Source organism: Kitasatospora sp. MAA19 (assembly GCF_029894125.1).
Lineage (GTDB): Bacteria > Actinomycetota > Actinomycetes > Streptomycetales > Streptomycetaceae > Kitasatospora.
Genome location: NZ_JARXYZ010000060.1, coordinates 1 through 24,961, shown reverse-complemented (window position 1 = coordinate 24,961; position 24,961 = coordinate 1). Strand labels below are relative to the sequence as shown.

Sequence of the window (24,961 nt, the reverse complement as noted above, 5' to 3'; positions counted from 1 at the left end):
ACGCTGACGATTGGGTGGCCCTGGTTCGCGGTGACAGGGCTGATGCTGAGGCGATTCGCGGCGAGGCGGCCGAGGTGCTCTCCACGATGGGCTTGCGTCTCTCGGAGGAGAAAACCACGCTGGTGCACATCAATGAGGGCTTTGACTTTCTTGGATGGCGCATCCAGCGCCACCAGAAGCGGGGCACGGCGAAGCATTACGTCTATACCTACCCGAGCAAGAAGGCGGTTAAATCCGTCACGGGGAAGGTGAAGACGATCAGCCGATTGGACAAGAACCTGCCGCTCGAAGTCCTGCTGCATAATATCAATCCTGTGCTGCGGGGCTGGTGTGTCTACTTTCAGTCCGGGGTTTCGAGTGCCACCTTCCACTTCCTGCGCGCGTTCACCTGGCGCAGGGTCATGGGTTGGCTGCACCGAAAACACCCGCGTGCGAATTGGAAGCAGGTGCGCCGCCGGTATTGCCAGGGCCAGTGGTGGCCATCAGATGGCGATACGGCGCTGTTCGATCCGGGACGGATGCGGACGACCCGCTACCGCTACCGGGGGACAGCGATTCCCACGCCGTGGGCGGGCATGATCTGAACTGTTCGGACCTCCACGGGACTTGTGGAGCGCCCGGTGCCTGGAGACGGGCACGCCGGGTGCGGGAGGCGGTCCGGGAAAACCCACTGGTGGCAACACCAGCAGGGCGTCCCGGGCCGACCTCACAACTTCGTGTGTGACCCGGCGACGCTGATCGTGGCGTTCGACCGGGTCGCGGGGAACCAGGGCGCGCGCACGCCGGGTATCGACGGCCTTACGGTCGCCGACGTCGCGGAGCAGGTGGGCGTGCCCGGGTTCCTGGACGACCTGCGGGCCGGTCTCAAGGACGGCTCGTTCCGACCGCTGCCGGTGCGGGAACGCCAGATCCCGAAACCGGGCGGGTCCGGGAAGGTCCGCAAACTCGGGATTCCGACGATCGCGGACCGGGTCGTCCAGGCGGCGCTGAAACTGGTGCTGGAGCCGATCTTCGAGGCGGAGTTCCTGCCGTGCTCGTACGGTTTCCGGCCCAAGCGGCGTGCCCAGGACGCGATCGCTGAGATCCACCACTTCGGCACCCGCGGCTACCGCTGGGTGCTGGACGCGGACATCGAGGCGTGCTTCGACTCGATCGACCACGGGGCCCTCATGGACCGGGTGCGCCTTCGGGTGAAGGACAAACGCGTCCTGGCGCTGGTCAAAGCGTTCCTGAAAGCCGGGATCCTCACCGAACTCGGCGACTACCAGGGCACAGTGACCGGCACGCCGCAGGGCGGGATCTTGTCCCCGCTGCTGGCCAACATCGCCCTGAGCGTGCTCGACGAGCACGTGATGGCGCCGTGGAAGCCAGGCGGGGTGATGTCGACCCGCGGCAAGCGCGACTACCGGCACACCAAGGGGCGACCGACGTGGCGGCTGGTCCGCTACGCGGACGACTTCGTCGTCTTGGTGCACGGCGCGCGCGAGCACACTGAAGCGCTGCGCGAAGAGGTCGCCGTCGCGCTGGCTCCGCTCGGGTTGCGGCTGTCACTGGCCAAGACCCAAGTGGTCCACATGAGCGACGGGTTCGACTTCCTCGGCTTCCGCATCCGGTGGAAGCGCAAGAGGGGGACGAACAAGTGGTACGTCTACACCTTCATCGCGGCCCGGCCCGTCCGGACGCTGAGGGCGAAGATCCGTGCCCTGACGCACAAGACATCGCAGCAGGACTTCGCGTCGGTTCTGACCAGGCTCGGTCAGATCATGCGCGGATGGGCCAACTACTTCAAGTACGCCGTGGCCAAACGCATCTTCAGCAAGTTGGATGACTTCACCTGGTGGAGGCTGGTCCACATGCTGCGGGCGCGCCACGGCTGGAACTGGGGACAGGTCCGCCGACACCTCGCCGCCTCCGGGCGGTGGAGGATCGCGGCGGACGGGGTCGAGTACTTCCGGATCGAGGGTGTGTCGGTCTCCCGCCACACCTACCGGGGCAACAAGATCCCAACCCCGTGGCCCCCTGCGAACCCCGCCTGACGGCAGGAACCGTGGAGAGCCCGGTGCGGCGAGAGTCGCACGCCGGGTTCGGAGAGCGGTCCGGGGAAACGGACCGGGAGCAATCCCGGCACCGCGCCCCGGGCCGACTCACCAAGCGGATGCGGCGGAGGGTGGCCCGGCGGAGGAGGGTGTTGAAGTGCCGGGTGAGGGTGGCTCCCTCGATCGGGGAGCCGTCGGGCCGGGTGAAGATGTAGCCGCTGTCCTTCCAGGCCGCCCCCGCCGCTTCGCGCTCCTGACGCTGCCGGTCGCGGTGCTGGGCGAGGGAGCGCAGGCAGGTCGTGGGCAGGGCGATGCGCCGTTCCGAGCTCTGCGTCTTGGTCGGCAGGGCGGTCCGGCCGCTGGAGTTGGTGCGCTGGAGGGTGCGGCGGATACTGGCGGTTCCGCCGACCAGGTCGAGGTCTTCCCAGTGTAGGCCGAGGAGTTCGCCCTTGCGCAGTCCGGTGCGCAGGGCGAGTTCGAACAGAGCGTGCAGGCGGTGCCCCTGCATGGTGGAGAGGAAAGTGCGGGCTTCGTCGGCGGCGATGGGTTCGAAGCGGCGGGGCCGGGGCGTGCCAGTGCGGACGTTGCGGGCGACGTTGCGCGGGATCTCTTCCTCGCGCACCGCGTGCTCCAGGGCGGACTTGAGCACGGAGTGGACGTAGGCCAAGGTCGGCGGGGAGAGGTGCTTGGGGCATCACTTCCCAACGACTCAGCACTGCGGCTGGTCGCGGGTGGTGTCGAGGCCGCGCGCGTAGCACTGGCAGGTGGTGCGGAGCTGGTTGAGCCAGGCGCGGACGTCCTTGGCGATGAGTTTGGAGAGCTTCTTCTTGCCGAGGCCAGGGGTGAGGTAGAGCCGGGCGACGGCGGTGTAGCGGGTGTGGGTGTTCTCGCGGAGCCGGTGGACGGTGGCGGTCTCCAGCCGGTAGGTCAGGTATGCGCCGACGGCGCCGCGTTGGTTCCCGATAGTGGGAGCGGCGTCCGGTTTCGCAACTCCGGATGTGATGCCCGCGAATAGCCCGAGGGCGCTGGCCTGTACGTCACCAGGCGGTGGGGTCGGTCCAGGCGGTGAGGGTGCGGCGGGTGGCGAAGCGGCGCTCCCGGCCGGTCAGGGGGTCGGTGAACTCGATGGAGGAGGCGAGGAGTTGGAGGGGGCGGCGGAAGTCGTCCGGGGCGGGTTCGGGGAGGACCAGGGGGTAGACCGGGTCGCCGAGGATCGGGATGCCGAGGCCGCTCATGTGCAGGCGCAGTTGGTGGGTGCGGCCGGTGAGGGGCCGTAGGCGGTAGCGGGCGAGGCCGTCGCGGTGGTCGAGCAGGTCGATCCGGCTCTCGCTGTTCGGCGGCGCGTCGATCTCCCGGGCCGCGATCACCCCGCGCTCCTTGATGATGTGGCTGCGCACGGTGCGCGGCAGGTCCAGCGTCGGGTCGTGCGGGGCGATCGCCTGGTACTCCTTGCGGACCAGCCGGTCGTGGAAGAGGGTCTGGTAGGCGCCGCGGTCCTGGGGGCGGACCACGAACATGGCCAGGCCGGCGGTGAGCCGGTCGAGCCGGTGCGCGGGGCTGAGCGCGGGCAGGTCGAGGCTGTGCCGCAGCCGGGACAGCGCCGTCTCGACGACGTGCCGGCCGCGCGGGGTGGTGGCCAGGAAGTGCGGCTTGTCGACGACGACCAGGTGCTCGTCGCGGTGCAGCACCTCCAGCTCGAAGGGGACGCGGACCTCCTCGGGGAGGTCCCGGTAGAACCACAGGTGCGCGCCGGGCCGGAACGGCTCGTCCGAGGCGACCGGGCCGTGCTCGCCGACGATCTCCCGGCCGCTCAGCGCCGCGTCGATCCGCCCGGCGGACACGGTCGGCAGGCGCTCGACCAGGTAGGCGCGGACGGTCGGCCAGGGGCCCTCGGGCGGCAGCCGCAGGTGCACCGGGTCCACGCCGTGGCGCTGCGGGAGGGGGGAGGTCGGGCGGCGGCTCTTGCGTCTCATCTCCCGGCCCAGCCTAGTGCGCCTGCCCACGGCGGCTTCGCCCCAGGTGCCACCTCGGGTGCCGCCCGAGGCCGCCCGAGGTGCCACCCGAGGTGCCGCCCGCGGGGAGCGCGGAGGACAGTGGACGGTAGGTCGCCTATCCGCCGGGAGCAGCCGGGAGGACATGTGAGCGCAGACGGCCCGGACGGTGTGCCGCCACTGCACCTGCCGCGGCGTACCCGACTGCTGCTGGTCTGCGCCTTCGCGCTGATGGTCGCCGCCGTGGTGGCCGACCTGGTGACCGGGCCCGGGACGACCCTGTCCCCCGTGCTGGCGGTGGCGCCGGTGCTGGCCGGGGCGACCACCCGTACCGCCCGGGTGCCGCTGGCCGCCGGCGGCATCGCCGTGCTGGCGGTCGGGCTGCTGGAGTCGACCAACAGCGATCTGCCGAACGAGGTGCACGTCACCGCGCTGATCACGGTGCTCGCAGCGACCCTGGCCAGCGCGGCCAACGTCGTCCTGGTCGCGGCCCGGGAGCGGGAGCTCTTCCAGGTACGGACGGTGGCCGAGGCGGCTCAGCGGGCCCTGCTGCGGCCGCCGCCGGAGCGGATCGGCGGGCTGCGCACCGCCGTGCGCTATGTCGCGGCGGCGGCCGAGGCGCGCATCGGCGGGGACCTGTACGCCGTGGTGGAGAGCGGCTACGGCGTGCGGGTCCTGCTCGGCGACGTGCAGGGGCACGGGCTGCCGGCCGTGGAGACGGCGGCCGACGTCCTGGGGGTGTTCCGCGCGGCGGCCCGGACCGAGCCCGACCTCGGACGGCTGGCCGAGCGGTTGGACGAGGCGCTCGCCGCCCGCCCGGGCGAGGGGCGCTTCGCCACCGCGCTGCTGCTGACCGTGCCGCCGGGGAAAGGGCCGGTCCGCTTCGTCAACTGCGGCCACCCGGAGCCGCTGCTGCGCCGCGGCGGCCGGGTGCGCGAGCTGGCGCCGCCGTACGCCGCGCCGCCGCTCGGGTTGCTGGGGCTGACCGGCGGCGGGTATCCGACGGGTCGCTTCGAGCCGCTGTCGGGGGACCTGCTCCTCCTCTACACCGACGGGGTCACCGAGGCCCGGGACGCCCAGGGGCGGTTCTACCCGCTGGAGGAGCGGCTGCCGGGGCTGCCCGCGGCGAGTCCGGCGGACCTGCTGGACGCGCTGCTCGCGGACGTCGACGGCTGGATCGGCGACGCCGGGCTGACGGACGACGCGGCGCTGCTGGCGATCCGCTGGGAGCACTGAGCCCCCGGCGGGGCGGCGACGCCCGGGCGATTGTCAGTGCCGTATGCAAGGCTCGGTGCACGGTCGGCGGGGTACCGGTTGGCCGCGGATGGATCGTGAAACGGATCGTCGAGGGGACAGCGCCATGGGGACCAGGGCCAGCGGGGCGTTCGAGGTGACCACGTTCGAGCCGGTGGAGACGGAGCAGCGGGAGGGCGCCGGCTTAGGCCGGATCCGGCTCGCCAAGACCTTCACGGGCGGACTGTCGGGCACCAGCGAGGTGCGCATGCTCTCCGTCGCGGGGCCCTCCGGAAGCCCAGCCTCGTACGTCGCGGTGGAGCACGTGACCGGCGAGCTGGACGGACGGAAGGGCTCGTTCGTGCTCCAGCACGCGGCGTGGGACACCAGCGGCACGACCATACGCGTGGTGCCGGGCACCGGGGCGGGCGAGCTGGCCGGGCTCACCGGCGAGTTCCACCTGACCGTCCACGAGGGCGGCGCGCACACCTACGTCCTGGAGTACGAGCTGGGCTGATCACCCCGTCTCCCCCGCACGCCGCGTGCCGCACGCACCGGGCGGTCGTCCGCGCTGTCACGATGATGCGATCAGTGCACGATCGACATCGGAGGGTGGCGCATGCCCGGTACGCGGATGCCCGGTACAGCGGTGGCACCAGTGACAGCCTCGGCAACGGCCTCCGTCACGGAGGTGGTCGACCGGCTGCGGGAGATCGGGGCGGCGCTGCCCGCGACGGACGGGGTGGCGGTCTTCAACCGGCTCTACCTCACCGTCACCGAGGCCGTCCGTCACCGGCTCGGCGGCTCGTACTTCACCGATCCGGCGGCGATGGCCGAGCTGGACGCGGTGTTCGCCGGGCGCTACCTGCTGGCCGTGGCCGCCGACGCGGCCGGGCAGGAGCCCCCCGCCTGCTGGCGGCCGCTGTTCGCGCTGCGCGCCCACCCGGGTGTGCACCCGCTGCAGTTCGCCCTGGCCGGCATGAACGCCCACATCCAGCACGACCTGCCGCTCGCCGTCGTGGACACCTGCCTCCGCCGGGGCTGCGAGCCGGACGGGCTGGCGGAGGACTACCACCGGATCAACGGACTGCTGGCGGAGGTGGAGACGGCCGTCCGGGAGCAGCTGATGCCCGGCCCGGACCTGCTGGAGCGCGCCGAGCCGCTCACCCACCTGCTCGGTGCCTGGTCCGTGGAGGCCGCCCGCGAGGGGGCGTGGGCCGCCGTCCAGGCGCTCTGGGAGCTGCGCGCGGTGCCGGGCGCCGCGCGGGCCTTCGCCGCCGCGCTGGACGGCTCGGTCGGGCTGCTCAGCCACGCCCTGCTGCTCCCGCTCGGGCTGCACCCGGCGACGAACGCACTGGGCAGGGACGCACTGAGCACAGCGGACGCACCGGGCACAGCGGACACACCGGACAAGGACGCCGCGGACAAGGACACACCGGACAGGACGGACGCCCCAGGCAAGGCGGCCACCCCGAACACACCGGCCGGCCGGATCCCCGAGGCGAGGAACCGGCCGGCCGGTGAACGATCGACTGGCGAAGGAGCGGGCGCTCAGGCCCGGCCCGATCAGGCCCAGCTGGAGTGCAGCGGCTTGCCCTCGGCGTAGCCGGCCGCGCTCTGGACGCCCACGATCGCCTTCTCGTGGAACTCCTCCAGGGTGTTGGCGCCCGCGTAGGTGCAGGAGCTGCGCACGCCGGCCACGATCGAGTCGATCAGGTCCTCGACGCCCGGACGGGCCGCGTCGAGGAACATCCGGGAGTGCGAGATGCCCTCCTCGAACAGCGCCTTGCGGGCCCGGTCGTACGAGGAGTCCTGGGAGGTGCGGTTGCTGACGGCACGGGCCGAGGCCATGCCGAAGCTCTCCTTGTACTGGCGGCCGTCGGCGGCGGTCTGCAGGTCGCCCGGGGACTCGTAGGTGCCGGCGAACCAGGAGCCGATCATCACGTTGGAGGCGCCGGCGGCCAGCGCCATCGCGACGTCACGCGGGTGGCGGACGCCGCCGTCGGCCCACACGTGCTTGCCGAGCCGGCGCGCCTCGGCGGCGCACTCCAGCACGGCGGAGAACTGCGGGCGGCCGACGCCGGTCATCATCCGGGTGGTGCACATGGCGCCCGGGCCGACGCCGACCTTGAGGATGTCGGCGCCCGCCTCGACCAGGTCGCGGACACCGGCGGCGGAGACCACGTTGCCGGCCACGATCGGGATCTGCGGGTCCAGGCCGCGCACCGCGCGCAGCGCGCTGATCATCGACTCCTGGTGGCCGTGCGCGGTGTCCACCACCAGCACGTCGGCGCCGGCCTCGATCAGGGCCGCGGCCTTGCCGGCGACGTCGCCGTTGATGCCGACGGTGGCGGCGATCCGCAGCTTGCCGTCGCCGTCCACGGCCGGGGTGTACAGGGTGGCGCGCAGCGCGCCCTTGCGGGTGAGGATGCCGACCAGTCGGCCCTCGCCGTCGACCACCGGGGCGAGCTTGCGGTGCGCCTCGGTGAGCTTGTCGAAGGCGGTGCGCGGGTCGATGCCCTCGTCCAGCAGCAGCAGGTCGCGGGACATCACGTCGGCGAGGCTGGTGAAGCGGTCCACGCCCTGGCAGTCGGAGTCGGTGACCACGCCGACCGGCTTGCCGTCCTCGACGACCACGAGGGCGCCGTGCGCGCGCTTGGGCAGCAGCGACAGCGCCTCGGCGACGGTGGCGCCCGGGGCGAGGGTGATCGGGGTGTCGTGCACCAGGTGGCGCTGCTTGACCCAGGAGACGACCTCGGCGATGACCTCGGTCGGGATGTCCTGCGGGATGGCGACCAGGCCGCCGCGGCGGGCGACGGTCTCGGCCATCCGGCGGCCCGCGATGGCGGTCATGTTGGCGACGACCAGCGGGATGGTGGTGCCGGTGCCGTCGTGGGAGGAGAGGTCTACGGCCTGCCGGGAGCCCACGGCGGAACGGCTGGGGACCATGAAGACGTCGTCGTACGTGAGGTCGTACGAGGGCTTGAGGTCGTTCAGGAAGCGCATGAAGGGGGCTCTCTGGCTGGGAGAAATTACACCTCGGGTGCGGTTGCGGCTCTGCCGCCGGGCGCACTCGGGCGCCCGGCACCCAGCATTCGATTCTCCGGGACATTGGGATCAAAAGCCAGTTCGAGGCCCATTGCTGGCACTGTACACAAACCATGATCAATGCTCCGCGCGTAGACTTGGATGATCATCCAAAAGGCTCGGCTTTCGCCGTGGCCGGCGCCGCTCCCGTAGCATTCACGCGGTAACGGCGAGGCGAGCGGGAAGCGGCGACAGGCATGACGGCGGGCGTGGACATCAAGCAGGACCAGGGCGGCACGGACACCGAGGAGGAGATCGACTACGGTCCCGGCCTCGACCCCGAGCGGCTGAAGCTCTGCCTGGACGTGCTCGCCGAGCTCGACCAGCTGCACGTCGACCACCCGGACGCGATCACCGTCCGCCAGGCCGTCGGCGGCATATTCCGCACCCTCAAGCAGCGCCGCCGCCAGGAGACCCGCGCCCGCAAGACCGCGAACGACCGCGAGGTCACCGCCCGCACCGCCACCGGCGCGCCCACCCGGATCGACGACGAGACCGCCGGCGCCTTCGGCCTCACCACCATCACCACCACCGAGATCGCCGGCATCCTGGAGCGGCCGCGCTCCTGCTACACGTGCAAGGGCCGGTACGTCGAGGTCGACGCCTTCTACCACAACCTGTGCCAGGCCTGCGCGGCCAAGAACCGGGCCCGCCGCGACGCCCGGGCCGACCTCACCGGCAAGCGCGCGCTGCTCACCGGCGGCCGGGCCAAGATCGGTATGTACATCGCGCTGATGCTGCTGCGCGACGGCGCCCACACCACCATCACCACGCGCTTCCCCAACGACGCGATCCGCCGCTTCACGGCGATGCCGGACAGCGCCGACTGGATCCACCGCCTCAAGGTCATCGGCATCGACCTGCGCGACCCGGCCCAGGTCATGGCGCTCGCCGACGAGGTCGCCGCCGACGGCCCGCTGGACATCCTGATCAACAACGCCGCGCAGACCGTGCGCCGCCCGCCGGAGTCCTACCGCGAGCTGATCGCCGCCGAGTCCGCGCCGCTGCCGGCCGGCGCGCTGCCGCAGGCCACCACCATCGGCCGCTTCGGCAGCGGCAGCGTCGACCTGCCCGCCCTCCCCCACCAGACGGGCGGCGACACCCAGCGGATGGCCGCCGAGGACGTCACCTCCCTCGCGCTCGTCACCGGCTCCGCGACGCCCGCCCGGATCGAGGCCGGCACCGCGATCGACGCCGGCGGCCTGGTGCCCGACCTCGCGCCCACCAACAGCTGGGTGCAGACCGTCAACGAGGTCGGCCCGGTCGAGCTGCTGGAGGTCCAACTCTGCAACTCCACCGCGCCGTTCATCCTGATCAGCCGGCTGCGCCCGGCGATGGCCGCCTCCGCGTCCCGTCGCAAGTACGTGGTCAACGTCTCCGCGATGGAGGGCGTGTTCCAGCGCGGCTACAAGGGCGCCGGCCACCCGCACACCAACATGGCCAAGGCCGCGCTCAACATGCTCACCCGCACCAGCGCACACGAGATGTTCGAGTCCGACGGCATCCTGATGACCGCCGTCGACACCGGCTGGATCACCGACGAGCGGCCGCACCCGGACAAGATGCGCCTCGCCGACGAGGGCTTCCACGCCCCGCTCGACCTGGTCGACGGCGCGGCCCGGGTGTACGACCCGATCGTCCGCGGCGAGCTCGGCGAGGACCTGTACGGCTGCTTCCTGAAGGACTACGAGCGCTCCAACTGGTAATCCCCGATCCCCGCGAAGGAGATGGCGAAGTGACCACCGCACCGCTGCTCGGCGCCGGCATCATCGTGCCCACCGGAGACGGCCGGGTGCTGATCGGCCGGCGGACCACCGCCGGTGAGCCGCCCACCTGGAGCCTGCCCGGTGGGAAGGTCGACCCCGGCGAGTCCTTCGAGCAGACCGCGGCCCGCGAACTCACCGAGGAGACCGGCATCGTGCTGCCCGCCGAGCGGATGCGGGTGCTCGCCCTCCTGCTCGACCACGAGCTCGGCCGTCCCCGGCTCACCGCCGCCGTACTGGCGCCGCCGAGCCTGGCCGAGGCCGTCGTCACCGAGCCGCACGCCTGCGGCGGTTGGGAGCGCGTCGCGCTGGACGCGCTGCCCGAGCCGATGTTCTACCCGTCCGCGCTGGTGCTCGGCAGCTGGCTTCCCCGACTGTCCCCGGTCGTTCGGGCCGGGACGAACGCGTACCCCGTCGCCCCCTGAGGACGACGGGGTATACGACGCATACGGCGCATACGGGGCAGCCTGCGGCGGATCAGCCGTTGCGGGCGGCCTCCGGCCCGGTGATCCGTTTCAGCAGCGGCAGCGTCGAGGCGATGATGCCCAGCGAGGCGACCAGCCCGAAGGCCGTCAGCCCGTAGTACGGCGCACCCGGCGACACCAGGCCGTACTGCATCTGCGCCTTGAGGAACATCGCCGCCGCCGTGAAGCCCGTCCCGATCGCGATCGCCGACACCACCAGCAGTGGCAGCGCGCTCTCCAGCCCGATCACCCGTTGCAGCAGCCGCAGCGGCGCCCCGGTGAGCCGCAGCATCGCGAACGGGCGGCGGCGGTCGGAGAGTCCGGCCACCACGCTCACCGCGAGGCTGCACCCGGCGATCGGCAGGGTGGTCAGCAGGACCACGTTCGCGAGCTGGCGCCAGCCCTGGAGCTTCTTCTGCCCCTCGGAGCTCCAGTCCTCGGCCATCCGGGCCGCGTACCCCGGGAACTGCTCGGTGAAGAGGGTCCGCAGCTGCTCCTTGGCCGTCGTGGAGCCGTCGGTGATCGCGTAGATCATCCGTACCGGGAGCCGGGCCACCTCATCGGCGGAGACCGACGCCGCCGGCCACTCCTTGTCCGGGTTCGCCTGCAGGTCGAGGAGCTGGTTCCGGTCGACGGCCGCAACGGCGGCCCCGGGCGCGCAGTGGCCGACCACGGGGACCTGCGCGAGCTCCGAGCAGCGCACCAGGGTGGGCACGAGCCGTGCACGGCCCAGCTGGTAGGCGCCGATCCCGGCCGGGTTGTCGTGCACCAGCGCCATCCCCTCGAACCCGGGGACGGCCCGGGCCCGCGCCACCACCGCGTCGGGCACCGTCGGGAGCAGCGTCCCGCTCTCCGGGCCGCCCAACGGGGTGTCCACGACCGCCTTGCGGACCTCCGGCGCGCCGTTGAGCGCGCCCTGGTTCGCGTTGATGGTGCCCATGATGCTCAGGGTCGCGGTCGTCACGAACAGGGCCAGCACCAAGCCGGCCACCGAACGGAAGCCCGCCCTCGGGTCGTCCCCCAGTCGACGCATGGCGATCAGCGAGGCCGGACGGCTGGTCCGCCGGGCCACTCCCCGAGAGACCGCCATGGTGAGCCACGGCCCGGAGATCACCAGACCGAGCATCACCAGGACGAAGCCGGTGAGGTAGGCCGCCGACTGCCCGTTGGTGGTCGCCGGGCGGTTGCCGACGAAGTAGCCGAGCTCGCCGAGACCGGCCAGCAGCGGGGCCAGCCGCCAGGCGCTCGGCGGCTTCGGGGTGACCCGCCGGGAGACCCCGAGCGGCGAGATGGTGACCCGGCGCAGCGCGAACCGGGCGGCGAGCGCGGCCACCACCGGCACGCCCAGCGCCACCCCGGCCGCCTGCACCGGACCCAGGCTCAGGTCCCCGACGAAGAAGCGGTCGCCGGTGAAGGGCACGCCGGCCATCACCGGCCGCAGCGCGAAGTACACGCCGAAGCCGAGGACGGTACCGGCCACGGCGGCGACCGTGGACTCCACCGCCGAGATCACCGACACCTGGCCCGGCGTCGCACCCACCAGGCGCATCGCGGCGTAGCGCTGCTCACGGGTGGCGGCGGACAGCCGGGTCGCGGTGCCGATGAAGATCAGCACCGGGAAGATCAGTGCCCCGGCCACCACGGTGAGCACCAGGACCATCGCGTCGCCGTGCACGCCCGCGCCGTAGCAGTCGTTGTCGCACTCGGCGGGCAGCGCGGCGGCGATGGTCGTGACGGTGGTGGCCCTCGGCAGGGCCTGGACCTCGTCCACGGTGCGGCCCACGACCACCGCCAGGGTGTCCGGGGAGGGCAACGCGTCGTCGCCGATGGTGCCGGCCGGCCGACCCGGGAAGCGGTCGCCCAGCTCGACGGCCGGGACCTCGCTCAGCAGCTTCTCCAGGGCGGGCGAGGCGTAGTACTCGCCGGCGGCCGGCAGCCTGCCCAGACCGGGCGGCACCGGCGAGGTGGGCCCGGTGGGGGCGACCTCGGCCAGGAAGACGCTCTTCCCCCGGAAGTAGTCCATCCGGGCGCCCCACCAGAGCGGGTCCGCCGTGGCGGCCGCGGTCGCGCCCTTGACGCCCGTGTTCATCCAGAACTGCCGCTCGTTGGCCCGGCCGATGGCATGGACACTGGCCAGCGTCGAGAGCAGCAGTCCGACGCCGATCGCGACGGCCGCCGCGATCATCAGCAGCCGGGCGACGGCCTCCCGGCCGCCGCTGACCGCCAGCCGGAGCGAGAAGCGGATCACGAGGCCACCGACCCGGCGCCGGTGGAGAGCGCACGGGCCTGGCCGTCGCGGACGATCGCCTCGCGGTCGGCGTAGGCGGCGACCCGCGGCTCATGGGTGACCAGGATGACGGTGGTGCCCTGCTCGCGGGCCGCGTCGACCATCAGCTCCATCACCTGCTCGCCGGTCAGCGAGTCCAGCGCGCCGGTCGGCTCGTCCGCGAACAGCACCTGCGGACGGGCCACCAGGCCGCGGGCCAGCGCCACCCGTTGTGCCTGACCGCCGGACAGTTCGCCGGAGCGGCGCTGCTCCAGGCCGTCCAGGCCCAGCCGGGCGAACCACGGCCGGGCCTCGGCCAGCGCGGCGGCCCGGCGCACGCCGTTCAACAGCAGCGGCAGAGCGACGTTCTCCTCGGCCGTCAACTCCGGGACCAGCTGGCCGAACTGGAACACGAAGCCGAACTTGTCCCGGCGCAGGGCGCTGCGCTGCGCCTCCGGCATCACGTCCAGACGCCGCCCGTTGAACAGCACCTCGCCCGCGTCGGGCACCAGGATGCCGGCCAGGCAGTGCAGTAACGTCGACTTGCCCGAGCCGCTCGGGCCCATGATGGCGAGCACCTCGCCGGCCTCGACGGACAGGTTCGCCCCGCGCAGGGCGGGGGTCTCGCCGAAAGCGAGGGCGACGTCGCGGGCCTCGATCACGGCGGTCATGAGCGCACCGCCTCGGCCAGCGCGTCCAGGCGGGCGGTGGTGAGGTCGATCCAGCGCAGGTCGGCGTCCAGGTGGAACAGGCCGTGGTCGGCGAGCAGGGCGTCCACCAGGGCGCCGGTGCGGCGCAGTTCGGTGAGCTCGCGCATCCGGCGCAGGTGGGCGGCGCGCTGGGTGTCCAGGTACTCCTCGGCGTCGCGGCCCAGCATCAGGGCCAGCACGACCTTGGTGAACAGCACGCTCTGCAGGTTGGGTTCGGGCGCGACCGGGTCCTTGAGCCAGGTCTCGAACTCCGTCACCCCCGCCTCGGTGATCACGTACCGCTTGCGCTCGGGCCCGTCGCCGGGCTCCGCCTCGCCCGCGACCACCTTGCCGTCCCGGGCCAGCCGGCCGAGCGTCGCGTACACCTGGCCGTACGGGAGGGGCTTGCCGCGGCCGAAGAGGGAGTCGTAGTCGCGCTTGAGGTCGTAGCCATGGCTCGGCTCCCGCTCCAGCAGCCCCAACAGGGTCAAAGGAACACTCATGGGAGAGACCATACCCCACGCGTATACTCCGAGTGTATAGCTGGCGAGAATACGGCCCCTGCCTGCGGAAACACCGTCAGAAAGGTGCGGGCGGGCAGGAGGCAGCCCCACGCTCACCCCCTGCACCGCACCACGGCCCGGCACCCCCACGGTCAACCGGGCCCGGCCGCGACCCGGCACGAGGGGGGCGGCCGGACCCAAGCCTGCCCCGGACGGGCCACGGCTGCCGAGGGCCGAACGTCCCGGGTGCGCGGCAGGGACTCCATCGAACGGGCGGCACCGGCGCGCGGCGGCGCGGTCCGGTGGTCCCGGTGGTACGAGTCCGCACGACTCTTGTGCGCGGGCGGCCGCCGGGTGGAAATTGGGTGACGCAGCCCTGCCGACCCCACCGCCACGCCGCCCCAACGCCCCTGAGGAGCCCTCAACGTGTCCAGCACACCCCGGCCCGCGTCGCGCCCGCCGCGAACCGGCCGCCGGCTGCGGCGGGCCTTCGGTGCCCGGCACGAACCGCTGGTCCGGCCGGTCGACCGGGCCCGCGCCCGCGCCTGGCTGCTGGCCACCGTCGGGGCGCTGCTCGCCCTCGCACTCGCCACCGCCGCCGCCCTGCTCAGCTACCACGCCACCGAACCCCGGGCCGACAGCGACCGGCTGCGCCTCCACCGGGTCGACGCCGTGGTGCTCACCCTCCCCGACCACGGCTCCGCCACCGGCGGCCGCTTCGGCGGCGGCTACGGCAACCGCGCCGACGTCGAGGCCTCCTGGACCTACCCCGACGGCCACCCGCACACCGGCACCGTCCAGGCTCCCCGCTCGGCCGTCACCGGAAGCGTCGTCCCGGTCTGGGTCGATCCCGCCGGTGCCGTCTCCGATCCCCCGACCAACCGCGCGACCCTCGCCGTCTCCGCCGCCTGCACCGGTGCCGGCGGTCTCCTCGCCCTGCTCGCCCTCCTCGCCCTCGCCCTACGGCTGCGCCTGCACACCCTGGACCGCCGCTGCGACGAGGACTGGACCCGCGACTGGGCCCGCCTGGAACCCCTCTGGAGCGGCCGGGCCGGGCACCGCCAGGACGACTGACGCCCTCCGACGGACGGCCCGGACGGCCCGGATCTCACAGGACCGAATAGGACCGAACAGGACCGAACAGGAAGCCCGCCTCAGACCGGCTGGGTCCAGGCGGGGATGTCGGGGCAGGGCCTGGCCGCGCGATGGGTGAGCGCCGCGACCGCGACGAGCAGCACGAGGGCCAGTGCCAGGGCGGTGGGGACGTTGACGTGGAGGACCAGGAGGCCCCCGACGAGGGCGCCGGCGAACATCCAGACGGCGGACGCGAGGCGGCGCGGGCCGGCGCGGTCGGCGACGAGGGCGGTGATGGTCATGGTGAGCACGGTGGTGGTCAGGTCGGGCACCTTGAGGGAACGGACCACCGCGTTCTGGCCGCCCATGGCGAAGCCGAGCAGCCCGATCAGGGTGTAGCGGGCCGGGTCCGAGGCATGGCCGGCCACGGCCGCCAGGACGGTGCTCGCGGCGACGAGCACCGCCTGGACGGCGACCGCGGCGGTCAGCAGGTGCCCCCGGTGGCCGGGGAGCCGCGCGGTCAGGTGGCCGCCGGCCAGCGCGCCGAGCACGAACGCGCCGAGGGCGGTCAGCGAGGCGGTGGCGGAGAGTCCGGCCGCGCCGGCCAGCGCGAAGCCGAGGAAGACCACGTTGCCGGTCATGTTGGCGACGAAGACGTGGCCGAGTTCGAGGTAGCTGACCGCGTCCACCAGGCCGGTGACGACGGTGAGCACCAGCAGCATCGGCACGAGCGGCCCGTGCTTGGGATCGGGTGTGAGCATCGGGGCCTCCCGGTCGGTCGTGTGACGGTGCTTCCGTTCTACTCCCTCAGGCGAGTGCGGGTCGGCCGGGATCGTCGGAGTCGTCGTCGAGGTGCCAGTGCAGGTCCCGGACGCCGGGTTCGAGGGAGAGCCGGCTGACGACCTGTTCGAGGGCGGGGGCGACCTGCCCGGCGATGGCCACGGTGGCGCGCAGGCTGGTGGCGTCGCCCTGCTCGGTGCGGCGGGCGCGCAGGCCGGTGGGGGCGAGGCCGGAGGCGGACAGCGCCTGGAGCAGCAGGGCCCGGATGTGGGTCTCGGCCGTGCGCTCGCACTCCAGGTGGACGGTGGCGCGGACGGTGGAGTCCGGGTCGCTGCCGGACTGCGGGGTCCGGTCGAGCAGCCGTCCGGCCGGGCGCAGGACCAGGTGGACGGCGAGAACCGCGAGCGTGCCGAGGGCCGCCAGTTCGAGCTTTCCGGAGGCGGCGAGCACCCCGACCGCAGCCGAACACCACAGCGTGGCGGCGGTGTTGAGGCCGCGCACGCCGGCGCCGTCGCGCAGGATGACGCCACCGCCGAGGAAGCCGATGCCGGAGACGACGTACGAGGCGACCCGGGTGGGGCTGCCGGTGTCGCCGACGGCCTCGCTGTACAGCACGAACAGGGTGGCGCCGGCGGCGACCAGGGCGTTGGTGCGCAGGCCGGCCATCCGGGCCCGCCACTGGCGCTCGACGCCGATCAGCGCGCCGCAGGCGACGCCGGTGGCCAGGCGGACCAGGAAGTCGATGGTGGTCAGGGTGTGCACGACGGCACCTCCTTCTGTGGGAAGACGGACGGACGGGCGGCGGGCCGCTGCCCACCACCCGTCCGTTCGGGCTGCGGTCGGCGGCTCAGTGGCTCAACGCGGTCTGGACGATCTTGATGATGACCATCACCATCGCGAGCAGCAGGTAGGCGCGCAGGGCCCCCATGCCGACCTTGCGGGCGGTGGACATGACCGGCCTGCTCAGGGTCTCCAGCGGGGGCATCCGCCACTCCTCGCGCCCGGTGCGGTCGATCGGCTCCTCCTTGGTGGCCGTGCGGCCGAAGGTGAAGGAGTACCCGGCGACCAGGACGCCCGCCACGCCGCAGCCGGTCATGATCCACAGGATCGCCGCGGAGCTGATGTCCGGCCAGACCACGGCGGCGGTCAGGATGAGCGACAGCGTGACCAGGACGCCGACCACGGCCGAGGTGAAGGCGTTGGTCTTCGGCCCGTTGACCCAGGGGCCGAGGACGTCCTTGTCGTTGCAGAGCAGCAGCAGGAACACCGTGGCGGAGGGCAGCAGGACACCGGCGAGCACCTGGACGAACTGCGTCATCAGGCCCTGGGTGTACTCGGTGGACAGCAGGGTGATCGCGGCGGCCACCACGACCAGTCCGGCGTAGATCCCGTAGAAGCCCTTGGCGCCCTTGACGCCCCGGTGCAGCGAGTGCTTGATGCCGAAGACGTCGCCGATGGCGTAGGCGGTGGAGAGGGAGACGGCGAAGGCGCCGATGATCGAGGCGTCCAGCAGGGCTATCGCGAACAGCACGCCCGCCAGGTGGCCGGCCTTGTCCTCGATGCCCCGGGCGAGGGCGGCCGCGTCGGAGAACTGCCCGAAGCCGTCGGTGCCGGCGAAGGTGGCGGCGGTGAAGCCGATCATCGCGGCGGCGCCGACGATGACCACGACGATCCCGATCCACAGGTCGACCTTCTCGTACTTCATGAAACGCGGGGTGATCCGCTTGTCGATGACGTACGACTGCTGGAAGAACAGCTGCCAGGGCGCGACGGTGGTGCCGACGATGGAGATGATCACCAGCATCACGGCCGCCAGCTGACCCGAGCCCCCCGGCATGCTGGGCACCACGAAGTCGTGCGCCATCTGCGAGGTCTTCGGGTGGACCATGAAGTAGATCGGCACCAGCAGCAGCGAGCCCGCGCAGAGGGTGACGGCGACGCGCTCGAAGCGCTGGAAGGAGCCGGTGAAGGCCGAGGCGATGATGATGCCGGCGGCCAGCACCACCGAGGCGGCCTTGGGCAGGCCGAGGTAGCCGGCCGCCAGGGTGACGCCGATGAACTCGGTGACCAGCGTGAGGGCGTTGAGCAGGAACAGGTCGATGACGCTGAACGCGCCCCAGAACTTGCCGAAGCGCTCCAGGATCAGCCGCGCGTGGCCGACGCCGGTGACGGCGCCCAGGCGCAGCACCATCTCCTGGTTGACGTAGAGGACGGGGACGAGCATCAGGAGCGTCCACAGCAGCTGGGTGCCGTAGTTCTGCCCCGCCTGTCCGTAGGTGGAGAAGGCGCCCGCGTCGTTGTCCCCGACCATCACGATCAGGCCGGGGCCGATGATCGCGAGCAGCGTCTTGAGACGGGCGGAGATGCCGTGGCGCGGGGTGGTGTCGTCGAGCTTGATGGTGCCGAGGGCGCCCTTGATGTCGCCGAGGTGGGCGTCGTCGAGGACGGCGGTGCGGGCGGTGGGGACCTTGGGGTCCAGCATCACGTTGGTCATGGCAGGGGCCTCCCTGCCCCCTTCCCAGGGGGCGACAGGGGGCACGCGGCGGCGATCCTCCCTGCGAGTGCGGGCGCACGCCGGCGGACCGCACGGCGGCGCTGAGCGGCGGCGGCCGTGAGGGCATGACGATGCGTCAGACGTCTTGCGTCAAGGCGCGGTTGAGCGCATGACGAAGCGTCGGGTGAACGCGCAGGGAAGGTTGTTACCGCGTGCCGGAGGTGATCGAGAGCATGCGGGGGCAGGGGCAACTGTGGCCCGGACTACTGCAGTCCATATCTCTCGCCTCCTCCCGGTCGGGGACGCACCGACTGTGCGTCGCTTCACGACACGGCAAGGAGCGGACCGACCCGACGGGACCGGTACACCCCAACTCGTCAGAGCTTTGGCACTCCACGGCGTGTCCAGCCTGGTCGGCCGGAAGCCACTTGGGGTCAACCCTTAACTCGGGAAGACCTGTCCTGAACCTGGGCGTCTCTCGACGTCGTCGGGTCAGTGGCCTGTGTCCGTGAAGACGCCTCACCGAACGAGGTGCCTTTCAAATCCCTCCGAGCATAGACCCTCGCCGACCGCCCGGCTGCCGCTTTGCGGCCGATCCTCGACAGCTTTGTAGAAGTTTGACCAAGCCCACCCCTCCACAAGCACCCCCGTCCGGCATATATAGTTCACCGACATATGCAGTTCGACAGCCCACTAGGGGGAAGTGTGTCCCACAGCGATCCGACCCGTTCCGCACCCGTCCTGCACCTGGCCAACGTCACCCGGGTGCACGGGCGGGGCGCAGCCGAGGTGCACGCCCTGCGCGGCGTCGATCTCGCCGTCCATCCGGGCGAGTTCGTCGCCGTCATGGGGCCCTCCGGCTCCGGGAAGTCCACCCTGCTGACCCTGGCCGGTGGACTCGACGCACCCAGCGAGGGCGAGGTCCGGGTCGAGGGCGTCACCCTCGGCGGCCTCGGTCGAGGCCGACTCGCCGACCTGCGGCGGCGCTCCATCGGCTACGTCTTCCAGGACTACAACCTGATCCCCGCCCTCACCGCCGCGGAGAACATCTCGCTGCCGCGCGAACTCGACGGCGTCTCCGGACGAACCGCCCGCCGGGAGGCGCTGGCCGCGCTGGAGGAGCTCGGCATCCTCGAACTCGCCGACCGCTTCCCCGACGACATGTCCGGCGGACAGCAACAACGCGTCGCCATCGCCCGGGCGCTGATCGGCGAGCGCCGGCTGGTGCTCGCCGACGAGCCGACCGGGGCCCTCGACTCCGCCACCGGCGAGGCCGTCCTCGCCGTGCTGCGCGCCCGCTGCGACGCCGGCGCGGCCGCGATGATGGTCACCCACGAGGCGACGCACGCCAGTTGGGCGGACCGGGTGGTCCACCTGAAGGACGGCAGGGTCGCCTCCGAGAGCCACGGGCGCCGCACCGGCAAGCGCCGACTTGGCGGCGACCCGCTCGGCGCCCCCGCAGGCGCCCCCGCCGGGGGCCTCGGCCACGCGGACGACGGGGCCGGGCACGCGGCCGGCGGCTTCGGCGAGGTGGCCCGATGAGACTCGGCGCATGGAAGGTCGCCCTGCGCATCGCCCGCCGCGACGCGCTGCGCGCGAAGGGCCGCAGCGCCCTGATCGTCGCCATGGTCGCCCTGCCCGTCCTCGGCGTCACCGGCGCCGACGTCGTCCACCGCAGCGGGCAGCTCACGCCGGCCGAACGGGTCGAACGGGTCGTGGGCGGCGCGGACGCGCTGGTCACCGCGCTCGCCCCCGGCCGGAGCGTCGAGCAGGCCCCGGTCGCCGAGGACGGCGCCTTCGCGGTCGAACCCCGCCCCGGGCAGGCGCCCACGCCCGAGCAGCAGAAGGCCGCCGGCACCGACCCGGTCGCCCTGGTCACCGGCCTGCTGCCGCCCGGCAGCGTGCTCACCGCCGCCCGGCCGGGCCCGGAGACCGGCGCGACCTCCCCCGAGGGCCTGGTCCGCACCCTCACCGCCGAGGCCGACCTCACCGACCCGCTCTGGCACGGCCGGCTCAACCTGGTCGACGGCCACGCCCCGGGCGGCCCGCTCGAACTGGCCGCCACCCGGGCCTTCCTCGACAACGCCGGGCTCGCCGTCGGCGGCACCACCACCCTCCCGGGCCTGGAACGGACGACCTTCACCATCACCGGCGTCGTCGAGCACCCGGACGACCTCCGCCGGGTCGAACTCGTCGCCCAGCCGGGCGCGTTGCTGGACCAGATCGCCGCCGCCACGCCACCCGACAGCCCCGCCGGGGAACGCTCCGGGCCCGAACACGGCGCCTGGCTGGTCCGGCTCCCCGCCGGGGCCGCCCTCGACTGGGCCAAGGTCCAGGAGTTCAACGCCCACGGCTACACCATCACCGCCCGCTCGGTCGCGCTCGCCCCGCCGCCGCGCGCCGCCGTCCCCTACTACCGGGACGCCTACCGCTCCATCGGCCCCGCCGCCGACAACAACACCAAGATCGTGGTGGCCACCGTCACCGGCATGGGTCTGCTGGAGGTCGCCCTGCTCGCCGGGCCCGCCTTCGCGGTCGGCGCCCGCCGCTCCCGCCGCCAGCTCGCGTTGCTCGGCGCCGCCGGCGGCCGGCGGTCCCACGTCGGCGCGGTGGTGCTCGGCGGCGGACTCGTCCTCGGCGTGGCCGGGGCAGTGGCCGGGGTGGCCCTCGGCACCGGCGCCGTCGCCGGGCTGCGCCCGTGGATCGAACGGGCCGGCGGCGCCCGCTTCGGGCACTTCGCCCTCCCGCCGCTGGACCTGCTCGCGATCGCCGGCATCGGCCTGCTCACCGCGCTCCTCGCGGCCGCGCTGCCCGCACTGCAGGCCGCCCGCCGCAGCGTCACCGCCGGGCTCACCGGCCGGGACACCGTCCACGGCCCGAACCGGTGGGTCACCCTGCTCGGCCTGGTGCTGCTCGCCGCCGGCGCCATCCTGGCCCTGTACGGCGCGGGCGCGGTGCAACGCGGCCTGCCCGTCGTCAGCACGTACGACGCCCGCACGCTGACCGTGCTCGGCGGCTCCATCACCGCCGAACTCGGCCTGCTCGCCTGCACCCCGTTCCTCGTCGCCCTGGTCGGCCGGGCCGCCGGACGGCTGCCGCTCGGGCCCCGGCTCGCCCTGCGCGACTCCGCCCGGCACCGCTCACGCACCGCGCCGGCCGTCGCCGCCGTCATGGCCGCCGTGGCCGGGGCCGTCGCCATCGGCGTCTACAGCACCAGCACCGACGCCGAGAACCGCCGCGACTACCGGCCGGAGGCCCCGTACGGCGCCGTCCAGCTCCTCGCCACCACCGACGGCCACCAACTCGACGTCATGCGCGCCGAGTTGGGCAAGCAGCTGACCGATCTCGGCCCGCGCGCCGACCTCGCCGACGCGGTGTACCGGTTCTGCGCCAGCTGCTCCAGCACCGTCCAGCTCAAGGGCACCGCGAACTGGCGCACCGCGTCCGGCCCCCCGCGCCTGGCCGCCGGTGACGCCGCCGTGCTCCGCACCCAGTTCGGCGTCCACGACCCGGCCGCCGAACAGGCCCTGGCCGCCGGGAAGATCCTGGTCTTCGACCGCGCGTTCCTCGCCGACGACGGCCGGACGGTGCTCCGGCTGCGCGGCGGCTCCGGCGGGCCGCTGCAGCCCGGCGAGATCCCCAAGCCCGAGCTGCAGGAAGTCCCGGCCGACGCCGTCCTGGTCGAGAACCCGACCGCCGCCCGCTTCGCCCAGGGCCTGATCCTGCCCTCGGCGCTGCCGAAGCTCGGACTCGCCGCACAGCCCACCGGCTCGATCTGGGTGCCCGCCACCCCGCCCGACCGCAAGGCCCAGCAGCGCGCCGAGGCCGCCGTCGTCCGCCTCAACCGGGCCGCCCAGCTGGAGGTCGAGCGCGGCTACCAGCCCCGCGGCGACGCCCTCACCCTGGCCCTCAGCGGGTTCGCCGCACTGGTCGTCCTCGGCGCCGCCGGCATCGCCACCGGGCTGGCCGCCGCCGACTCCCGCCAGGACCAGGCCACCCTGGCCGCCGTCGGCGCGCCACCGCGGATCCGCCGCACGATGGCGGGCCTGCAGTGCGCACTGATCGCCCTGCTCGGGGCGCTGCTGGGAGCGGTCAACGGCTTCGTCCCCGCGGTGGGGCTGCTCAAGTCCCGGGCGAGCGGGTTCGGCAGCCAGCCGGCCCTGATCACCGCGCCCTGGGGACAGCTGCTGCTGGTCGTCCTGGTGCTCCCGGTGGTGGCGGGCCTGCTCGCCGCCCTGTTCACCCGCTCCCGGATCCCGCTCGGGCGGCGGCTGTCCTGAGGCTCCGGCTGTCCTGAGGCTCCGGGTGCCCTGAGGTCCGTAGCGCCCGCCTCCCCGACTCGGGGCAGGCGGGCGCTCGGCGTGCGGTGTGCGGGCGGGGCGCGCGCCGTGGGCCGGGCACGTGCCGTGGGCGGGCGGGGGTGGCCGTGGTTGTCCTGCGCGCCCGACGGCGCCCGCGTACGATGGCGGGTCGCAGCGGGCGGTGGGCGCCGGCGGTCGGCGAGGGAGACAGGGCAGTGCTGCGCGGGTTCGGCGAGCTGGAAGCCGAGATCATGGACCGGCTCTGGTCCTGGGGCCGGCCGGCCCCGGTCCGCGAGGTCGTCGACGACCTCCAGCGGCAGCGGCCGGTCGCCTACACCACCGTCACCACGGTGGCCGACATCCTGCACACCAAGGGCTGGCTACGCCGCGACAAGGTCGGCCGCGCCTGGGTGTACGAGCCGACCTGCACCCGCGAGGAGTACACCGCCGGGCTGATGCACCAGGCCCTGGAGACCACCCCCGACCGGGCGGGCGCACTGCTCCACTTCGTCGACCGGATAAGCGGCGACGAGATCTCCGCCCTGCTCGCCGCCCTCGAACAGGTGAAGGCCCGGGACACCGAGTGACCCTTGCACTGCTCGGCCTCTACCTGGCCGTGACCGGGGTGCTGCTGCCCCGCCGGATGGCCGGATCGGCCCGCCTGCAGGCGCGTCCGGCGGCGGGCGCGGCGCTCTGGCTGGCGCTGATGGCCTCGTTCCTGGTCGCGCTGCTCCTGGCGGCGCACCACGCGGTGGAGCCGTTCGCCCACGAGCCCGCCGGGCTGGTCGGGCTGTTCCCGCACGTGGAGCCGACCGGGCCGGTCACCGCGCACACCCACGACTGGTGGCTGCTGGCCGCCGCCGGGACCGCGCTCGCCGCGGTGGTGGCGGCCGTCGGCGTGCGGGCCGGGCGGGCCCGGCGGCGGCACCGGGCTCTGCTGGACGTGGTCGCCGTACGGGACCGGCGCTGGGGCGCCCTGGTCCTGGAGCACGCCCACCCGACCGTCTACTGCCTGCCGGGCCGCCGCTCCCGGGTGGTCCTGTCGCGCGGGGCGCTGCAGCTGCTCGACGAGCGGCAGCTCGCCGCGGCGGTCGCCCACGAGCACGGGCACATCCGCGGCCGCCACCACCTCTTCCGGCTGCCGGCGGACACCTTCGCGCTGCTCCTGCGCCCGCTGCCGCTGGCCCGGATCGGGCGCTCGGAGGTGGCGCTGCTGCTGGAGATGGCCGCCGACGACGCGGCGCTGGCGCAGGTGTCGCGCACCGACCTGGCCTCCGCGCTCTGCTCCCTGGCGGCCGGTGGCGCCACGCCGGGCTCCGCGCCGGGCCGGACGCCGGGCGGGGCCCTGGGGGTGGCCGCCACCGGGGTGCTGGCCCGGGTCCGCCGTCTGGCCCGACCGGGCGGCGGCCAGCGGCGGCGCCAACTCGCCTTCCGGCTCGGCGTGGTGGCGCTCCCCCTGCTGCCGTACCTGCTGGTCTGCGCGCCGCATCCGTAGCACGGCGGCGGGCCGCGCGCCCCGGACAGGCCCTCACGGTAGCGGCGCAAGGCCTTCACCGACGCCATGCCGACCCTCGGCGGCGGGGACGACGAGAGCCCGCTCCCACCGAGGCGGGAGCGGGCCGTGCTGTAGGTTCCAGCATCACTTGTCATGCTGAGTGAGCTTGACCTGGGGCATCGAGCGGGTGTCCGGGCGACTTGTCATTGATTCTGTCCGGACGACTTGTCGCCCACTTCGGATTCTCACGGTGAAGGACGAACTCCCCGGGCGGTGCGAGAGCCTGGATGTCGGGCCGTGACAGCGCCGCGGGGAGCTCGGCGCCTCGTTCGGTCGGGCCGAAGGGTCAGAACCTGCCCTGGTTCAGCGCGTTCTGCAGGGCCGAAATGGTGGCCGGCCCGAACTGGCCGTCGACGGTGAGGCCGGCGCCGCTGGCGTTGAGGAAGGTCTGCAGCGCCTGGTAGGTGGCGGGGCCGGGGTCGCCGTCCTCGACGAGTCCGGCGTTCCCCCACACATTGAGGTGGTGCTGCAGCGACCGCTTGGAGTCGGGCCCCCACTGGCCGTCCACGGTGGAGCCGCACACCCGCTGGACGGCCATGATGGTCAGGGTGCCGAACTGGCCGTCGACGGTGAGGCCGGCGCCGTCGTCGATGTACGCGAAGTACGCGGACTCGGTGGCCGGGCCCCACTGGCCGTCGGCCGTGGTGCCGACCTTGCCCTGCAGCCAGCGCACACCGGCGTCCGTCAGCGGCCCCCAGGCGCCGTCGACGGCCAGCGCCGGGCTG

The 24,961-nt window shown here is 73.3% G+C and carries 21 protein-coding genes, 1 pseudogene and 1 riboswitch; of the genes and pseudogenes, 12 read left to right on the top strand and 10 right to left on the bottom strand.

Features of this window, described 5'->3' with window-relative positions:
- Both P3T27_RS39990 and ltrA read left to right on the top strand, forming a co-directional pair.
- A partial coding sequence (locus P3T27_RS39990; RefSeq protein WP_280686290.1) for a group II intron maturase-specific domain-containing protein occupies positions 1–584 on the top strand: 584 nt, incomplete at its 5' end.
- Between the two features lie 132 nt (positions 585–716).
- Positions 717–2,036, top strand: a complete 1,320-nt coding sequence (ltrA, locus tag P3T27_RS39985; RefSeq protein WP_280686289.1) for a group II intron reverse transcriptase/maturase — start codon at positions 717–719, stop codon at positions 2,034–2,036.
- A gap of 115 nt (positions 2,037–2,151) precedes the next feature.
- Here ltrA and P3T27_RS39980 read toward each other — a convergent pair.
- Positions 2,152–3,000, bottom strand: a pseudogene (locus tag P3T27_RS39980) (tyrosine-type recombinase/integrase); the annotation flags it as partial.
- Between the two features lie 73 nt (positions 3,001–3,073).
- Positions 3,074–4,009 carry a pseudouridine synthase gene (locus P3T27_RS39975; protein ID WP_280686288.1) on the bottom strand — a complete coding sequence of 312 codons (936 nt, stop codon included), beginning with the start codon at positions 4,007–4,009 and terminating at the stop codon, positions 3,074–3,076.
- Positions 4,010–4,174: 165 nt separating this feature from the next.
- Here P3T27_RS39975 and P3T27_RS39970 point away from each other — a divergent pair, with 165 nt between their 5' ends.
- The 3 genes from P3T27_RS39970 to P3T27_RS39960 all read left to right on the top strand — a co-directional run bounded on the left by P3T27_RS39970 (position 4,175) and on the right by P3T27_RS39960 (position 6,866).
- On the top strand, positions 4,175–5,263 hold the full coding sequence (locus P3T27_RS39970) for a PP2C family protein-serine/threonine phosphatase (RefSeq protein ID WP_280686287.1): 1,089 nt from the start codon (positions 4,175–4,177) through the stop codon (positions 5,261–5,263).
- A 124-nt stretch (positions 5,264–5,387) separates the two neighbouring features.
- Positions 5,388–5,777 carry a DUF3224 domain-containing protein gene (locus tag P3T27_RS39965; RefSeq protein ID WP_280686286.1) on the top strand — a complete coding sequence of 130 codons (390 nt, stop codon included), beginning with the start codon at positions 5,388–5,390 and terminating at the stop codon, positions 5,775–5,777.
- 141 nt (positions 5,778–5,918) lie between these two features.
- Positions 5,919–6,866, top strand: a complete 948-nt coding sequence (locus P3T27_RS39960; RefSeq protein ID WP_348534205.1) for a DUF5995 family protein — start codon at positions 5,919–5,921, stop codon at positions 6,864–6,866.
- Here P3T27_RS39960 and P3T27_RS39955 read toward each other — a convergent pair.
- Entirely contained in the window at positions 6,827–8,266 is a 1,440-nt protein-coding gene (locus tag P3T27_RS39955) for a GuaB1 family IMP dehydrogenase-related protein (protein ID WP_280686285.1), read from the bottom strand. The genes P3T27_RS39960 and P3T27_RS39955 overlap by 40 nt on opposite strands.
- A 290-nt stretch (positions 8,267–8,556) precedes the next feature.
- Here P3T27_RS39955 and P3T27_RS39950 point away from each other — a divergent pair, with 290 nt between their 5' ends.
- Both P3T27_RS39950 and P3T27_RS39945 read left to right on the top strand, forming a co-directional pair.
- Positions 8,557–10,053, top strand: coding sequence for an SDR family NAD(P)-dependent oxidoreductase (locus P3T27_RS39950; protein WP_280686284.1), 1,497 nt, complete (start codon positions 8,557–8,559; stop codon positions 10,051–10,053).
- 29 nt (positions 10,054–10,082) lie between these two features.
- A complete protein-coding gene (locus P3T27_RS39945) occupies positions 10,083–10,535 on the top strand; it encodes an NUDIX domain-containing protein (protein WP_280686283.1) in 453 nt (150 codons plus the stop codon).
- A gap of 52 nt (positions 10,536–10,587) precedes the next feature.
- Here P3T27_RS39945 and P3T27_RS39940 read toward each other — a convergent pair whose 3' ends face one another.
- The 3 genes from P3T27_RS39940 to P3T27_RS39930 are packed head-to-tail and all read right to left on the bottom strand — an operon-like array spanning position 10,588 to position 14,032.
- Complete coding sequence (locus tag P3T27_RS39940; protein WP_280686282.1) at positions 10,588–12,822, bottom strand: FtsX-like permease family protein; 2,235 nt, start codon at positions 12,820–12,822, stop codon at positions 10,588–10,590.
- A complete protein-coding gene (locus P3T27_RS39935) occupies positions 12,819–13,511 on the bottom strand; it encodes an ABC transporter ATP-binding protein (protein WP_280686281.1) in 693 nt (230 codons plus the stop codon). The genes P3T27_RS39940 and P3T27_RS39935 overlap by 4 nt, the downstream gene beginning before the upstream one ends.
- The gene (locus tag P3T27_RS39930; protein WP_280686280.1) at positions 13,508–14,032 is read right to left on the bottom strand and encodes a PadR family transcriptional regulator; all 525 of its coding nucleotides are present in this window, start codon (positions 14,030–14,032) and stop codon (positions 13,508–13,510) included. Before P3T27_RS39930 ends, P3T27_RS39935 begins: the two co-directional genes overlap by 4 nt.
- A gap of 426 nt (positions 14,033–14,458) precedes the next feature.
- Here P3T27_RS39930 and P3T27_RS39925 point away from each other — a divergent pair, with 426 nt between their 5' ends.
- Entirely contained in the window at positions 14,459–15,106 is a 648-nt protein-coding gene (locus P3T27_RS39925) for a hypothetical protein (protein WP_280686279.1), read from the top strand.
- 80 nt (positions 15,107–15,186) lie between these two features.
- Here P3T27_RS39925 and P3T27_RS39920 read toward each other — a convergent pair whose 3' ends face one another.
- From P3T27_RS39920 to P3T27_RS39910, 3 genes are all read right to left on the bottom strand, one after another.
- Positions 15,187–15,867 carry a YoaK family protein gene (locus tag P3T27_RS39920; protein ID WP_280686278.1) on the bottom strand — a complete coding sequence of 227 codons (681 nt, stop codon included), beginning with the start codon at positions 15,865–15,867 and terminating at the stop codon, positions 15,187–15,189.
- Positions 15,868–15,913: 46 nt separating this feature from the next.
- On the bottom strand, positions 15,914–16,648 hold the full coding sequence (locus P3T27_RS39915; protein WP_280686277.1) for an MgtC/SapB family protein: 735 nt from the start codon (positions 16,646–16,648) through the stop codon (positions 15,914–15,916).
- Between the two features lie 85 nt (positions 16,649–16,733).
- Positions 16,734–18,380 carry a divalent metal cation transporter gene (locus P3T27_RS39910; RefSeq protein WP_280686276.1) on the bottom strand — a complete coding sequence of 549 codons (1,647 nt, stop codon included), beginning with the start codon at positions 18,378–18,380 and terminating at the stop codon, positions 16,734–16,736.
- 361 nt (positions 18,381–18,741) lie between these two features.
- Positions 18,742–18,918: riboswitch (M-box (ykoK) riboswitch) on the bottom strand.
- A gap of 167 nt (positions 18,919–19,085) precedes the next feature.
- Here P3T27_RS39910 and P3T27_RS39905 point away from each other — a divergent pair.
- The 4 genes from P3T27_RS39905 (at position 19,086) to P3T27_RS39890 (ending at position 24,176) form a co-directional block, all read left to right on the top strand.
- Positions 19,086–19,922: an ABC transporter ATP-binding protein gene (locus P3T27_RS39905; protein WP_280686275.1), complete on the top strand. Its 837-nt coding sequence runs from the start codon at positions 19,086–19,088 to the stop codon at positions 19,920–19,922.
- Entirely contained in the window at positions 19,919–22,660 is a 2,742-nt protein-coding gene (locus tag P3T27_RS39900) for an FtsX-like permease family protein (protein ID WP_280686274.1), read from the top strand. The genes P3T27_RS39905 and P3T27_RS39900 overlap by 4 nt, the downstream gene beginning before the upstream one ends.
- Before the next feature lie 239 nt (positions 22,661–22,899).
- Complete coding sequence (locus P3T27_RS39895) at positions 22,900–23,268, top strand: BlaI/MecI/CopY family transcriptional regulator (RefSeq protein WP_280686291.1); 369 nt, start codon at positions 22,900–22,902, stop codon at positions 23,266–23,268.
- Positions 23,265–24,176, top strand: a complete 912-nt coding sequence (locus tag P3T27_RS39890; protein WP_280686273.1) for a M56 family metallopeptidase — start codon at positions 23,265–23,267, stop codon at positions 24,174–24,176. The genes P3T27_RS39895 and P3T27_RS39890 overlap by 4 nt, the downstream gene beginning before the upstream one ends.
- Before the next feature lie 346 nt (positions 24,177–24,522).
- Here the strand turns inward: P3T27_RS39890 and P3T27_RS39885 are convergent.
- Positions 24,523–24,961: peptidoglycan-binding protein (locus tag P3T27_RS39885; protein ID WP_280686272.1), on the bottom strand; the 439-nt coding region annotated here is incomplete at its 5' end.

Bases quoted from the DNA above. Each gene is read 5' to 3' on its own strand.
- P3T27_RS39975 (WP_280686288.1), bottom strand. From the start codon at position 4,009: ATGAGACGCAAGAGCCGCCGCCCGACCTCCCCCCTCCCGCAGCGCCAC.
- P3T27_RS39930 (WP_280686280.1), bottom strand. From the start codon at position 14,032: ATGAGTGTTCCTTTGACCCTGTTGGGGCTGCTGGAGCGGGAGCCGAGC.
- P3T27_RS39935 (WP_280686281.1), bottom strand. From the start codon at position 13,511: ATGACCGCCGTGATCGAGGCCCGCGACGTCGCCCTCGCTTTCGGCGAG.
- P3T27_RS39920 (WP_280686278.1), bottom strand. From the start codon at position 15,867: ATGCTCACACCCGATCCCAAGCACGGGCCGCTCGTGCCGATGCTGCTG.
- P3T27_RS39955 (WP_280686285.1), bottom strand. From the start codon at position 8,266: ATGCGCTTCCTGAACGACCTCAAGCCCTCGTACGACCTCACGTACGAC.
- P3T27_RS39900 (WP_280686274.1), top strand. From the start codon at position 19,919: ATGAGACTCGGCGCATGGAAGGTCGCCCTGCGCATCGCCCGCCGCGAC.
- P3T27_RS39910 (WP_280686276.1), bottom strand. From the start codon at position 18,380: ATGACCAACGTGATGCTGGACCCCAAGGTCCCCACCGCCCGCACCGCC.
- P3T27_RS39965 (WP_280686286.1), top strand. From the start codon at position 5,388: ATGGGGACCAGGGCCAGCGGGGCGTTCGAGGTGACCACGTTCGAGCCG.